Origin of the sequence: Streptomyces sp. NPDC048057 (genome assembly GCF_040653095.1) — a bacterium.
In the GTDB taxonomy this organism is placed as follows: domain Bacteria; phylum Actinomycetota; class Actinomycetes; order Streptomycetales; family Streptomycetaceae; genus Streptomyces.
The window spans coordinates 1-14,110 of the sequence record NZ_JBEZNF010000011.1 but is presented as its reverse complement, the minus strand read 5'-3'; the positions used below and the strand labels follow the sequence as shown (position 1 = coordinate 14,110).

General features: G+C 73.4%; 11 protein-coding genes. 5 read left to right on the top strand and 6 right to left on the bottom strand.

The genetic code is table 11. The features are described from left to right. Window positions 1–36: 36 nt before the first annotated feature. The 6 genes from AB0E05_RS14655 to AB0E05_RS14630 all read right to left on the bottom strand — a co-directional run bounded on the left by AB0E05_RS14655 (window position 37) and on the right by AB0E05_RS14630 (window position 7,292). Entirely contained in the window at window positions 37–402 is a 366-nt protein-coding gene (locus tag AB0E05_RS14655; RefSeq protein ID WP_361963083.1) for a cupin domain-containing protein, read from the bottom strand. An 84-nt stretch (window positions 403–486) separates the two neighbouring features. Next, on the bottom strand, window positions 487–1,914 hold the full coding sequence (locus AB0E05_RS14650) for a GntP family permease (RefSeq protein WP_361963081.1): 1,428 nt from the start codon (window positions 1,912–1,914) through the stop codon (window positions 487–489). A gap of 144 nt (window positions 1,915–2,058) precedes the next feature. After that, window positions 2,059–3,186: a glycerate kinase gene (locus tag AB0E05_RS14645; protein WP_361963079.1), complete on the bottom strand. Its 1,128-nt coding sequence runs from the start codon at window positions 3,184–3,186 to the stop codon at window positions 2,059–2,061. A gap of 201 nt (window positions 3,187–3,387) precedes the next feature. Next, entirely contained in the window at window positions 3,388–4,455 is a 1,068-nt protein-coding gene (locus AB0E05_RS14640) for a sugar diacid recognition domain-containing protein (RefSeq protein ID WP_361963076.1), read from the bottom strand. A 40-nt stretch (window positions 4,456–4,495) separates the two neighbouring features. Then, window positions 4,496–5,689, bottom strand: a complete 1,194-nt coding sequence (locus AB0E05_RS14635) for a M20 family metallopeptidase (protein WP_361963074.1) — start codon at window positions 5,687–5,689, stop codon at window positions 4,496–4,498. A gap of 49 nt (window positions 5,690–5,738) precedes the next feature. Continuing rightward, window positions 5,739–7,292, bottom strand: a complete 1,554-nt coding sequence (locus AB0E05_RS14630; RefSeq protein ID WP_361963072.1) for an AbgT family transporter — start codon at window positions 7,290–7,292, stop codon at window positions 5,739–5,741. A gap of 115 nt (window positions 7,293–7,407) precedes the next feature. Here AB0E05_RS14630 and AB0E05_RS14625 point away from each other — a divergent pair, with 115 nt between their 5' ends. From AB0E05_RS14625 to AB0E05_RS14605, 5 genes are all read left to right on the top strand, one after another. Beyond that, complete coding sequence (locus tag AB0E05_RS14625) at window positions 7,408–8,439, top strand: Lrp/AsnC family transcriptional regulator (RefSeq protein WP_361963070.1); 1,032 nt, start codon at window positions 7,408–7,410, stop codon at window positions 8,437–8,439. Between the two features lie 98 nt (window positions 8,440–8,537). Further along, window positions 8,538–9,221 (top strand): Crp/Fnr family transcriptional regulator, encoded by a 684-nt coding sequence (locus AB0E05_RS14620; protein ID WP_361963068.1) that lies wholly within the window; start codon window positions 8,538–8,540, stop codon window positions 9,219–9,221. Window positions 9,222–9,374: 153 nt separating this feature from the next. Further along, window positions 9,375–10,232: a hypothetical protein gene (locus AB0E05_RS14615; RefSeq protein ID WP_361963066.1), complete on the top strand. Its 858-nt coding sequence runs from the start codon at window positions 9,375–9,377 to the stop codon at window positions 10,230–10,232. Next, window positions 10,229–12,586: a hypothetical protein gene (locus AB0E05_RS14610; protein WP_361963064.1), complete on the top strand. Its 2,358-nt coding sequence runs from the start codon at window positions 10,229–10,231 to the stop codon at window positions 12,584–12,586. Before AB0E05_RS14615 ends, AB0E05_RS14610 begins: the two co-directional genes overlap by 4 nt. 140 nt (window positions 12,587–12,726) lie before the next feature. Next, complete coding sequence (locus AB0E05_RS14605; RefSeq protein WP_361963062.1) at window positions 12,727–13,971, top strand: PE-PGRS family protein; 1,245 nt, start codon at window positions 12,727–12,729, stop codon at window positions 13,969–13,971. Window positions 13,972–14,110: the final 139 nt, after the last annotated feature.

The following is a 14,110-nucleotide window of genomic DNA, read 5'->3' as shown; positions in this document are numbered from 1 at the left end:
CCCGGCCCCGAGCCTCTTCCTCCGGGCGACGGCCGCTCACGCGGGCTTCGCGTAGTCGCCGTACCCGGTCCAGTCGATCGCCACGCAGGGTTCGTCCCCCACGACCCAGGCGTCGTGCCCGGGCGTGATCTCGATGAAGTCGCCCGGTCCCGCCTCGGCGCTCTCCCCGTCGTCCATGACGACCTTGATGCGGCCACTCACCACGTAACCGGTGTGGGCGGACTGACAGCTGTCGGTCCCCGCCAACGGTTTGACGTGCTCCGACCAGCGCCAGCCGGGTTCGAAGACGGCCCGGCCGACGGGGCCGCCGGCCGTGTTCAGCAGGTCCAACTTGCCCTTGCCGGCTTCGAAGGGCCGCGTCTCGTCGGCGGCGGCGAAGTTACGGATCACCAGCCCAGCCATGGTCACTCGCCTCCTGGCCAGGAAAGCCCCCGAGTCCGTCTCCCAGCCTAGTCCGGTACTCGGGGGCCCGCTGTGGGACGCGTCCTACAGCACCACGGCGCCCAGCGCGAGGACGAAGGCGAGCGCGGTGAGGCCCTGGACGAGGGTGGCCGCGGTCTGCGCACGGTAGGCGGTCTTCACGTCCATGCCGGAGAACTGGGAGACGACCCAGAAGTACGAGTCGTTCACATGGCTGACGACCATCGCACCGGCGCCGATCGCGAGCACGGCCATGACCTGGCCGATCGGTATGGAGCCCATGGTGCCGTCGAGCCCGAGCGCCGGCAGCAGCGGCTGGGCCAGGGTGGAGGTGATGATCAGCGCGGCGGTGCTGCTGCCCTGCGCGGTCTTCAGCAGCGCCGCGAGACCGAAGAGGACCAGGAGCGCGGTGACGCCGCTGACCGCGGAGCCGTCGCCGATGAGCGAGGCGATGTAGTCGGCGATCGGGGTGCCCTTGATGACCGCGCCGAACGCGCCGCCGGCGCCGGTGATGACGAGGATCGGCGCGGCGTCCACCAGGCCCTCGGCGACCCAGGTGGTCAGGGCCTTGGCGTCGCGCTTCGGCGGCAGCAGGGCGAGCGCCAGCAGCACGCCGATGAGCAGGGCGTTCACCGGGTCGCCCAGGTCGGTGAGGAACGCGCCGAAGGCGCCGTCGACGAGGGTGCCGCCGCCGGACGGGAAGGCGGCGACGGAGCCGATCGCCATCAGCACGATCGGGACCAGGATCGGGGCCAGCGCGCTGCCCATCGAGGGCAGCCGGTCGAACTGCGCCTTGTACTCCTCGAAGGTCTGGCGCGCGTCCGGCAGCTTGCTCTCCAGGTCACCGGTGCGGCGCAGCGCCCACACCAGGCCCGCGATCGCCGCGACGAGGGAGACCGGGATGCTGAAGAGGATGACCCAGATCAGGCCGTCGGAGCCGATGCCGACGTTGCCGGCGGCGGCGATCGGGCCGGGCGTCGGGGGCACGAAGGTGTGCGACGCGTACAGGCCGGTGGCCAGGGCGGTGCCGAGGACGACGGGGTTCTTGCCGGTCTTGCGGGCGATCGAGCGCTGGAGCGGCGAGAGCACGACGTAACCGGAGTCGCAGAAGACGGGCACCGAGACGACCCAGCCCATCAGGGACATGGCGAGCGCCGGATGCCGTTTGCCGACGACCTTGAGGACGCCCTCGGCGAGGGTGACGGCCGCGCCCGTGCGCTCCAGCACCTTGCCGATGATCGTGCCGAAGAGGATCACCAGGCCGATGCTCGCGAGGATCGAGCCGAAGCCCTCCGCGATGGTGCCGGCGAGGTCGTCGACGAACTTCCGGTCGGCACCGGTGGCGGCGCCGACGCCCATCGCCAGCAGCCCGAAGACGTACGTGGACAGCACGATGGCGAGGAAGGGGTGCAGACGGAACCGTCCGCACAGCAGGATGATCAGCCCGATGCTCGCGGCCAGGGCGGCGAGCAGGGCGGGACCGGCGGTGCTCATGGGACTCCTAGCGGGGTGGCGGCGTGCCCGGGGCCGTGGGCCGGCACGGCCCGGGCACGGAGGGGGACGTGCGTACACGGGGACTGCGTACGGGGAGTCGTGTACGGGGGGCGGTCCGTTCGGCGGACCGGGCGGAGGGGCGGCTCAGCCGGTGCGCAGCCGTACGGTCTGTTCCGCCGCGTGCGCCAGCAGTTCGGCGGCCGAAGCCGTCATGGCGTCGAGGGTGCGCGGGCCGTCCGCGATGCTGAACGCAGCGGTGAGGCCCAGCCCGTACAACTCGGTCAGCGGCGGGACCACCTGACCGGCGAGCGCCACCGCGGGGACGCCCCGGGCCGCGGCGAGCGCCGCGACGTGGGAGACGACCTTGCCGTCGGCGCTCTGCCGGTCCAACCGCCCCTCCCCGGTCAGGACGAGGTCCGCGCCGGCCAGGGCTTCGGGCAGACCGACGCTGCGGGCGACGAGTTCGCAGCCGGGCTGGGCGGTGGCGTCGAGGACGGCGAGCATGCCGCCGCAGGTGCCGCCGGCCGCCCCGGCGCCGGGCAGGTCGTGCACCGCGGTGCCGAGCTGGTCGGCGAGGACGTCCGCGAGCCGGGTCAGACCCCGGTCGAGGAGGTCGACGTCGGCCGGGCCCGCGCCTTTTTGGGGGCCGAAGACGGCCGCGGCGCCGCGCGGGCCGACCAGCGGGTTCGTCACGTCGCAGGCGATGTGGAACCGGGTGGCGCGCACCTCGGCGGGCACCTGGGAGACGTCCACGCGGTGGAGGTCGACGAGGGTGCCGCCGCCGGGCGGCAGCTCGCTCCCGTCGGCGTCGAGGAACCGTACGCCGAGGGCGCGCAGCAGCCCCGTGCCGCCGTCGGTGCTGGCGCTGCCGCCGACGCAGACGAGTACGGAGCGGGCGCCCCGCGCGACGGCGTCGGCGATGAGCCGGCCCGTGCCGGCGGTGTCCGCGCGCAGCGGGTCGAGCCGCGCCGGGTCGAGCAGCGGCAGGCCGGAGGCCGAGGCCAGTTCGACGACGGCGGACGAGGCGTCGGGGGCGAGCAGATAGCGGGCGGAGACCGGGGCGCCGAGGGGACCGCTGACGTCCAGCCGCACCTCCGAGCCGCCGGTGACCGCGCCGATGCAGTCCAGCGTGCCCTCCCCGCCGTCCGCCATCGGCACCCGGACGACCTCGGCGCCGGGCAGGGCGCGGAGCACACCGGCTGCCATCGCGGCACAGACGGTCGCGGCGGACAGGCTGCCCTTGAAGGAGTCAGGAGCGAGGACGACACGCACAGGAAGTGCTCCTTTTCCGAAGAAGGGTCTGAAGGGGTGCGATAACGGGCTCTCGATGAGCCGTGTCGGCACTCTAGGCGCTTCCGTCACCGGCGAATACTGGCCCGGTGAACGGATTTCATCCGCCGTTCACCGCCCGCTTTTATGCGCGGTGCACAAGCACCGGCGGAAGTGCGGGGGCGCTCACGCTCACGCGGACGCTCAGTCGATGTCGCACAGGTGCAGTGCCACCTGGAGCGCCACGGCGTCCTGGAAGACCTTGGGATCCTTGCCGGTGAGCTCGCTGATCCGGCGCAGCCGGTAGGCGAGGGTGTTGCGGTGCACCCGGAGCCGTTCGGCGGATTCGGCGGCGTTGCAGTCGCTGGCGAAGTAGACGCGCAGGGTGCGGCGGAGTTCGGCGGAGAGCGGGCCGAGCACGCGTTCCGCGGCGGCGGACCGCACCTCGGGGTCGAGCCGGGCGAGCAGTACGGGCAGCTCGACGTCGGTGAGGCGGACGGCCCCGGTGAAGTGGCGGCGCACGGCGAAGCGGGCCCGGCCCGCCTGGTGCAGCAGGGCGGCGAAGTCGTCCGCCGGCCCGGCTTCGAGGAACCCCGCCGCCGGGTCCGCCTCGCACAGCCGGGTGAGCCGGTAGCGCAGGGAGACCGAGGCGCTGCCACCGGTCACCGTCCAGACCGTGCCGGTCTCGTCGGGTGCGATCAGCGCGGAGCGCTCGTCGAGCTCCAGCAGCCGGTACGGCTCCCGGGGCTCCTCCTCGCTCGCGAGGGCGTCGGCGCGCACGGCGAAGAGGGTGTACGGCGGGTCGACCCGGCAGCCGCCGAGCTGCTGGCCCTGCCGCCAGCCCTCCTCGGTGAGCCGGTCCGCCAGCAGGTCGCGCAGCACCTGCCGGCGCACCTGGTGCCGCCAGCCCACCTCGCCCGCGAAGGTCTCGCGCATCACCATCAGCTCGGCGAGCCGGGCGACGGCCCGGGCGATCTCGCCGACCTCCGCGGGCTCGCCCGGCACGCCGACGACCCCGACGAGGCGCCCCTCCACCCGCAGGGGGAGGTTCACGCCCGCCCGGGTGCCGTCGAGCGCGCTGGCCGCCTCCCGCGTCAGGGACAGGGGCTCGCCGGTGCGCAGCACCCGCAGGGCGCCCTCGTGGACGCTGCCCAGCCGGGTGCGGTCGCTGCTGGCGACGATGACGCCGCGCTCGTCCATGATGTTCACGCTGACGCCGAGACGGGTCACGACGTCGTCGACGATCGACTGGGCCACGGCATCCACGAGCATGTCCGGAATATAGCCCCGGCCCCCTTCGGCGCGCGGCGCGTCAGCCGGCGGCGGCCGGGCCCCTCAGGGGCGTCGCCAGCCGGCCGAGCACCCCCGCGACGAGCGCGGTCTGGGTGGGCACGGTGTCGGGGTAGATGAACTCGCCCTGGGCGTGCGCGCCGTTGCCGACGGCACCGAGCCCGCACAGCACGGGCAGCCCGAGGGCGGCCACGAAGTTGGCGTCGCTGGCGCCGCCGACGGCGGTGTGGGACAGGGTGCGGCCCTGTTCGCGGGCGACCGTGCGGGCGAGGTCGAGCAGGGGTGCGGACGCGGCGCCCAGGGTCATCGGCGGCCGGTTCCACGCGTGGTCGACGTCGATGCGGACGCGGGGGTCGCTGACCTCGATGGCGTCCAGCGCGTCGTCGACGCGGGCCTGTTCGGCCGCGCTGCTGACCCGGATGTCGATGCTCGCGGTGGCCCGGCCGGCGACGACGTTGGTGGCGGAGCCGCCCTGGATCGTCCCGGTGTTGACCGTGGTGCCGACGGCGGGCGCCGCGACGGCTGCGGCGGCCACCACGAACTCCGACAGCGCGGTGATGGCGCTCGCCCCGTCCTGCGGTGCGAGCCCGGCGTGCGCCTCGATCCCGGTGGCCGTGACCTGGAAGATCCCGGAGCCCTTGCGGGCGGTCTTCACCGCGCCGTGGGCGCTCGGCTCCAGGACGAGGGTGGCGTCGACCCGCCGGGCGACGTCCTCGATCACCGGCCGCGAGGACAGCGAGCCGATCTCCTCGTCACCGTTGAAGACGAAGGTGACGGTGGGCACGGGCGCGCCGGACTCCCGGGCCAGCTTGAGCGCCCAGACGCCCTGGACCAGTCCGGTCTTCATGTCGAAGATGCCGGGGCCGCTCAGCTTCGCCCGGCCGTCGTCGCCCGGCGCCGGGTGCTGCCACCCGGCGAGGGTGCCGGTCGGCCACACGGTGTCGTAGTGGCCCACCAGCGCGACGTGCCCGGGGCCGGTGCCGGGGTAGGTCAGCGTGAGGGTGTCGCCGCACTCGCCGCCCGGGTGGCGCTGTTCGCGCTCGGGCGGGCCGAGCCGGTGCACGGTCAGCTCGCGCAGCAGGTCCAGGCCCGCGGCGAGGCCGGGCAGGTCGTAGCTGCCGGTCTCGTGGTGGACGAGGGTGAGGACGTCGGCGACGATCTCCGCCGACGCCTCGTGGGCGCGGGCGGTGAGTTCGGCTGTGGGTACGGCGGTCATGGTCTGCCTTCTCGTACGGGGTGGGGAACGCCTGGGCGGGGGAGCGGGGTCAGCTGATGCCGAAGGGGATGCCGAGCAGGTACCAGGCGACGAAGAACGCCATCCAGGCGACCCAGACGACGGCGGCGATCGGGATCGTGAAGGAGGCCAGGGTGCCGATGCCCGCGGACTTGCGGTACTGCTGGATGAAGCCCAGCGCCATCACGAAGTACGGACTCATCGGGGTGACGCAGTTGGTGACGGAGTCGGCGACCCGGTAGACGGCCTGGGTGGTCTCCGGCTCGATGCCGATCAGCATCAGCATGGGGACGAGCACCGGCGCGGCCAGCGCCCACAGCGCGGAGCCGCTGGTGATGACGAGGTTCATGATGGTGATCAGCACGGCGATGCCGACCAGCACCGTCCAGCCCTGCATGTCCAGGTCGCGCAGCGTCTCGGCGCCCTTGACGGCGAGGATGTCCCCGATGTTCGTCCACTTGAAGTAGGCGAGGAACTGGGAGATCGCGAAGAAGAGGACGAGGATCGGCGCCATCGACCGGGTGCCGTCGACCATCGCGCCGATGATGTCCCGAGGGGCGGAGAAGGTGCCGGTCATCCGTCCGTAGACGGTGCCGACCACCGCGAAGAACAGCCCGAGGACGAGCGCCATCCCGCCGATCACCGGGGAGTTCACGATGCCGCCGCCCTCGCCGCGCAGCGGTGACGAGACGGGCACCATCGCCGCCACCAGCAGGACGACGAAGCCGAGGGCGACCAGCCCGGTGGCGCGCAGCGCGCGCCGCTGCTGCGCGGTGACCTCGATCGCCTCGCGCTCCTCGGCGTCCGGCGCGGTCACCGGCTCGTCGGGCTCCAGGTCGGTGCGCCGCGCGATGACCTTGTCGACGACGAGGGTGATCACCAGGGCCACCAGGACCGACGAGCCGATGCCGAAGAAGTAGTTGCCGACCGGGGTGACGACGTAGTCGGCGTCGATGGTCTGGGCGGCGGCGGTGGAGATGCCCGACAGCAGGACGTCGGTGGTGGTCAGGGACGGGGAGGCGTTGTACCCGGCGGAGATCGAGACGTACGCCACGATGCAGCCCAGCACCGGGCTGCGGCCTGCCGCGCGGAAGATCAGCGCGCCGATCGGCACCAGGGTGAAGTACGCGGCGTCCCCCGCGACATGGCTGACCATGGCCGTCAGCGACAGGGCGAAGGTGAGGTACTTGCCCGGCACCCGTTCGACCATGCGGCGCAGCAGGGCGGAGAACAGCCCGCTCTTCTCGGCGACGACGATGCCGAACATCACGGTGAGGATGGTGGCCAGCGGCGGGAAGGCCGCGAAGTTGTCGACCGCCCCCTCGATGGCCATGGTGAGGCCCTCGTGGCTGAGCAGGCTCTTGACCGTGATGGTCTCGCCCTTGCCGGGGTGCACGGCGCTGACGTCGACGGCCGCGAGCACGGCGCTGAGGACGGCGACGACCCCCGCGAGTATCCAGAACAGCCAGAAGGGATGGGGGAGTTTGTTGCCGACCTTCTCGATCGCCGCGAAAAACCGGAACGCGGTGCGCAGGGCTCTCGACTGCGGCTCGGTCGGCCGAGGCTCGGCGGAGGTGACGCTCATCGGTACCTCTTCGTACAAGGGAAGGATGTTCCTGCGAACAATGGCACCTGAGTGAGAGATTCTCTAGTCCTTGCAGATAACGGTGGGATTAACTGGCGGGCTAAGGTAAGGCGCCATGACCCGCCCTCTCCTCGACGAGCTCGACCGGCGTCTCATCGGCGCGCTGCATCTGGCACCCCGGGCCACCTGGGACGACCTGGGCGGGATCCTGGCCGCCGACGCCAGCACCCTCAAACGCCGCTACGACCGGCTCCACGAGGCCCGGATGGTCCGGGTCATCGGCCAGGCCGACTGGGGCGTGCACTCCACGGCGATGCCGGTGCACGTCTTCCTCGACATCAGCGGCGACACCCCGCTCGCCGTCCTGCACCGTCTGCGCGAGCTGCCGCACCTCCAGCTCATGGCGCAGATCTCCGGCGACTACCCCCTGTACGCCGTCGTCCACGCCCCCTCCGAGGCGGAGACCAGCCGGGCGATCGACCGGATGTTCTCCGTCCGCGGGGTCCGCCGGGTGAACGCCCTGCCCGCCCTCAGCACCCTGCGCCGCGGCATCACCTGGGACCCCCAGTCCCTCACCGACGCCGAACGCGACGACCTGCTGCACCTGGTCGGCGCCCGACCCGAGGCCACCGCGACCGCCACCGCGACGCCCCCGGCCAAGCCGCTCAGCGAAGCGGACCGCACCGTCGTCGCCCTGCTCCTCCAGGACGGCCGCGCCTCCGCCGCGAGCATCGCGCGGACGGCCGGGCTGGCCACCTCCACCGCCCACCGCGTCGTCCGCCGGGTCCTGGACGAGGGCTGGGTCAGACCCCGTCTGGAGGTCGTGCCGGAATGGCTCGGCTTCGAGACCCCGTTCATGCTCCGGCTGCGGGTCGCCCCGGGCGAGACCCCCGAAGTGATGCGCCGCATCGACCTGCTCCCGCAGACGCGCCTGGTCGCCCACGTCGCCAGCGACCCGTCCGTCCTCGCCACCGCGCTGGTCACCGACCGCTCCGCGGTGGCGCACTTCGTCGACCACGAGTTGGCGGCCATCCCCGGCATCCTCGCCGTCAGCGTCGACGTGATGCTCGCCGTACCCCGCCGCTACTGGCTGGACCGCGACCTCACCTCCGGCCTCGGCGCCTTCCACGCACCCGCGCTGCTGTGAGCCCGCCCCCTCCCGCCGCGGCCGGGATGCGCTAACCTCCCGGCTCATTCCGAGGATCGTGCGTGCGGTCCGAAGGGGCATCGGGGGAGGGGAAGTTGATGCAGTTCGAAGACCAGGTCCCGTTCCTGGCCCGGCTGGAATCCGACGACCGCAAGGCGCTCCTGAACAGCGGCAGCCCCCTGGCCTTCCCCGCCCGTGAGGTCCTGCTGCGCGAGCACGAGCCCTCGACCCACGTCCTGGTCATCCTCTCCGGCTGGGCCAAGGTGACCTCCGCGGCGCCCAACGGGTACGAAGCGCTCCTCGCGCTCCGTGGCCCCGGCGACCTCGTCGGCGAACAGGCCCTGCTCAGCGGACGGCCGCGCGGGGCCACCGTCACCGCGCTCGAACGGATCGAAGCGCTCGCCGTGCCCGCCGACCGCTTCGGCGCGCTCCTCGACGAACGGCACGGCATCGCCCGCAAACTGCTCGCCCTGACCGCCGACCGCACCCGCGACAGCGACCGGCGGCGGGTGCAGTTCGCCTCCCTCACCGTGCAGGAACGGCTCGCCCTGCTGCTGCTCGAACTGATCCGCACCCACGGCGAGGAGTCGCAGGACGGCGTACGGCTCAGGGCCGGGCTCACCCAGAGCGACCTCGCCGGCTCCGTGGGCGCCTCGCGCGAAGCCGTCGCCCGGCTGCTGAAGCAACTGCGGGACCGGGGCGTCGTACGGACCGGTCGGCGCGGGCTCGTCGTCGTACGCCCCGACGTGCTGCGGCAGATGGCGAGCCTGGGCAACGGCTGACCGCCCGCGCCGGACCACCCGGCCGGGCCTTCGTTCTGTGCACACGGTCACATTCCGAGTGTGCTAACTTCCGTCGCCTCGAACTCCCCGCCCCTGACATCTTCTTCGATGTCCCAAGGCCCCATCGGGCCGTGTCATCAACGGAAGGCGGCCATGCGCGAGCCTGTCAACCGGACCATCCTGCTCTTCGACATCGAGCGGTTCAGCCGTCGCGACGACGTGGTGCAGGTCGTCCTGCGCCGCACCCTGAACAAGATCGCCGACCAGACCCTGGAGGCGGCCGGCGTCGAAGCGACCCAGCAGTACCGCGAGGACCGCGGGGACGGGCTGATCGTGCTGATCAGCGGGGACGTGGCGAAGACCGCGCTCCTGCGCTCGCTCCTCAGCACCCTCCCGGACCTCCTCCACGAGCACAACCTGCTCGCCTCCGACAGCGCCCAGATGCGGGTGCGGACCGTCCTCGCCGCCGGCGAGGTGGCCCACGACGCACACGCCGGCACCATCGGGGGACTCGTCGGACACGACCTCAACCAGGCGTGCCGACTGCTCGACGCCGACGTGCTGCGCAGCGCGCTGACGCGACGCCAGGACGAGCACTGCGTCCTCGCGGTGAGCGCCCTGGTGTACGAGGGCGTGGTGCGGCACGGACACCGCGGGGTGCGGCCGGAGCACTTCCGGCCCGCGGACGTCGTCGTGAAGGACGGGGTGCTGCCCGCCTGGATCCACCAGGGGGCGACGGCGGACCAAGCGTCCGCCCCCACCACCCCGCCCGCTGCCCGGTCCGCACCTGACACCACCCCCGCCGCGACCCCCGCACCCGCTGCGCAGGAACGGCCGGCCGGGGCCGTCTTCCACTTCCACGGCGCGCCCGTGGTGCACGGCTCCTTCGTCAGCGGCGACCAGCACGGCGTGAGCGGCGGGCAGGTCACCGGGGACGTGGTCCTCGGCGGTACCCGGACCGAACGCGACGCCGGGTCCCGCGGCGGCACCGCTGACGGGGGCCGGTCGTGAACGCGCCCCAGGACCATCCGGCCGGCGCGGACGGTTACGGACCGCCCCCGGAAGACCCCGTCGTCGGCCCGCCCGCACCGGACGGCGCCGGCGAACCGGACACCGGGGCCGAGGAGTTAACCGAAGGCGACGCGGAGACGGAGCACGCCTGGGACTCCCGCCGCGACCTCTACCGGCACAGCCCCGGCATCATGCTCGGGCAGTCCGCCCGGCTCGGCGGCTCGCTCGTCGGCGGCGACCAGCACGGCGTGAGCGGCGGGCAGGTCACCGGGGACGTCATACTCGGCGGCAGCAAGGTGGAGTACCACCTCGGCGGCGACATCGAGGAGCGGTCCGGAGAGATCCCCGGCGCCGAAGTCGAGGCGCTCGCCGCGAACTTCGTCTATCCCCCCGCGGAGGGCGACGACGAACCGTCGGACGACGAACCGTCGGACGGCACCTCGCCGGACCACACCGAGAGCCCCGACGAGCCGTGGCAGCCCGGCAGTCCGTTCGCCCTCGCCCTCGCCGACCTCACGGCCCACGGCCTGGCCGTCCTCGCCGGGCCGGCCACCACCGGCCGCAGGGCAGCCGCCCTCATGCTGCTCCGCGCGGTGCGCTCCCGCTCCTACCGGTCCCTCGACCCCGCGCTGCCGCCCGGCCGGCTCGTCGCGGAGATCCGAGAAGGCTGCGGCCACCTCGTCGCCGACTTCGCCACCAGCGCCGAACGCCCCCTGCGCGAACACCACGTCCGCGCCCTCAGCGAACGCCTCAAGGCCACCGGCAGCCACCTCGTCCTCGTCGTCGGCCCCCACCCCGTCATCCACGGCGGCGTGGGCCACGTGCCCTGGCAGCCGCCGGCGCCCGCCGCCCTGCTCGCCGGGCACCTCAAGAACCTGGACCTGGCCGGACGCAGCGTGGACGAACTCCTCGCCCTCGCCGAGGTCCGGTCCGTCCTCGCGCACCACCGGCCGGTCGCCGACACCGCCGGCTTCGCCCGGCGCGTCGCCGGCCACGCCCGCGGCACCGTGTCCCTGGCCGACCTCGGCGCCTTCGGTCACCACGCGGCCGAACGCCAGGTCCGGGAGTGGTTCGACAGCACGGAACACACCCTCCACGACAAGGCGTTCCTGATCGCCCTCGCCACCTTCAACGAAGCCCCCTACCCGCTGACCGCCGAGCTGAGCGACATCCTCTTCGGCCTCCTCCAGCGCATCGAGAACCCCGGGGAACCGGCCCGCATCCCCGTCTTCGGCACCTCCAGCGCCCAGCGCGTCGAGCAGGCGCTCGCCGACCGCTACCAGGAGTCGGAGGAGACCGAGTGGGGCCCGGTGCTCCAGACGAAGGTGCAGTTCAGGGATCGGCTCACCGCCATCGCCCTGCTGCGGGAGGTCTGGACGGGACACCCCTCCGCCCGGCCCGCGCTCGTGGCCTGGCTGCGTCGCCTCGCCGACGACCCCCGCCCCGTCGTTCGCACCCGGGCCGCCGCCACCGCCGCCGTCATGGCGGAGGCCGACCTGCCGTCGACGATGGCGCTCCTCATCCGCTCCTGGGCCGCGCAGCCGCGGATGCGTGCCCGCCTCGCGGCGGCCAACGCCCTGGCCCTCGCCCACCATTTGGGCACCCCGCACGTGTCCCGGATCCTCGCGGACTGGTGCGTCGCCCCGGACCACCGGCTGCGCTGGACCGCCGTCCGCAGTTACGCCCTGGTCGGCGACGCCTTCCCCAGGGAGGGGTTCGCCGCGCTCACCGAGGCCGCACGCAAAGCGGAGGCCCGGGGCGGGCCCGCCCGCGGCTGGCCGCAGGAGCGCGACGACCTCGCCCAGTCCGCCGCCGCGCTGCTGCTCGCCGCCGGGCAGGACGCGTCCGCGCGCGACGACTGGCCGGCGGTCGCCGAGCTGTGGGGCGCCCTGCCGCCGCTGACGCACGGCACCACCAGGGCCTTCGTGCTGAGCGCCATGGTGCACGCCTGCGGCCCGAAGGACGGCCCCGCGGGCACCGGGCGGCCCCTCCTGCTCGACCTGTTCGGGCGCGCCGACCGCACACCCGGCACGGACGGGGCGCTGGTCCGCCGTGACCTCGCCGCCCTGTGGCGGAGCGTGCTCAACGACCCCCAGTGCGCCGCGTCCGGGCTGAACAACATGCGCCAGTGGGTCCGCTCCGCCGAGGACGACCGGGGGGCCGAGGCCGCGCTCGCCGAACTGCTGCCCCTGCTCACGGTCTCCGTGGAGGACCACCGACGGCTCGCCTACCTCCTGGAGAGCCTGCGCGGCGAGGGGGAGTCCGGCCCGCCCGCCGTGGCGGTCCGGCTGCGCACCCTCGTGTCCGCCCCGCCCACCGGCGCCCGTACGCCCGCCGACGCTGCGTCCCGGTGAACCGGCGACCCCGATGAATGCGGCGCACCGGCGAACCCGGTGAGCCCGCCCCACCCCGCGTCCCCGCCGCTCGGCGAAACCCTCCGGCAACACCCGCTCGGGTGCCCGCCGTTCGAACCGTGCCAAGGAGCAGCTTCACCATGATGAACCAGCCACCCCAGTGGCAGCAGGAAGCCCACCGCCACTCCGTGCTCGTCGACCCGGTGGTCACGATCCAGGAGCTGTCCCGCTTCAAGCCGCTGCGCGCCACGCGCATCGACCACGCCCTCGTCTTCACCACCTCCCAAGGCGGCCTCGACACCTATCTGCCGCCGAACCGGCCCGGCCGCACGGAACTCGCCACCCGGCGTTGGACCAGCGTGTACGAGGTGGACATGGGGCGCCACGAGGCCACCACCGTCCTCGCCCTCCCCAGCCAGAACGACGCCTTCCTCTTCGAGGTCTCGCTGGGGTGCACCTGGCAGGTGATCGACCCTGCCGCGTTCGTCGCGAGCGGCGAGCGGAACGTGCCGGCCATGGTGCAGCGCCTGGTCGAGCTGGCCGTACGGCCCGTGCTCCGCACCTACGCCATGCAGGACGGCACGTCGGCCGAACTCCACGTCGCCAAGGCCGTCGAGGCCGCCGGCCCGCTGGGCGTCCGCTGCGGGCTCGACGTCGCGTGCAGCCTCCAGATCCGGCGCGACGAGGCGGCCCTGGAACAGGACCGTCAGCTGCGCGACATCGAGTTCGCGCGCCAGCGCCTCGAACCCCAGCAGGCGCTGCTCCTGCGGGAGGACGAACTCGCCGCCGAACGCGCCCTCGTCCAGGGGCAGCAGCAGCACGGCATCGAGCTCCAACAGCAGGCGCTCGAACACCAGCGGCGGATGGCCCAGGGCCGCCAGGAGCTGGAGTTCCAGGAGATCGAGGCGCAGAAGATCGCGTACTACACCTACTACCTGGAACGCGGCGGGCCGGCCGCCATGGCCTTCCAGCTCGCCCGGCGCCCCGAAGACGCCCGCCTCGTCATGGAGAACCTGCGCCAGGACCAGTTGCAGACCCTCCAGAACCAGCTCAAGGTCGCGCTGCAAGCGCTCGGCGGCGGCCCCGGCGGGCTGGAGGAACACCAACTCGACGAGCCGCGCCGGCTCGCGGCCAACGTCATCAAGGAGGTCCTGGGCGCGCGGCTGGCCCAAGGTCAGGCGCCGCCGCCGCTGCCCCCGGCGGAGGAGCCCTCGCTCCCGGGCCCGACGGACGGCCCCGCGCCCGGTGCCGGCGCCGCCCCCGAGACCGCCGTACGGGACGGGCAGGGCGCGCCGTCGCCGGTGCCGCCCCCGCCGAGCACACCTCCCCGGACCCCACCGCCCCCGCCCGAGGACGGGCCCGTCTTCGGCTACCCCTCCTCCTAGGTCGTGTCTTCAAAGTCCCGTCTGCCCGTCGTGCCCTGGTGCGTGCCCTCGCCGCGTTGTCGTCGGTCACCGACGTCCCCCTGTGCCCTGGGGGCACGGTGGTACCCCCACCGCGTCGACTCCCTCCTCCGCCTTGCGA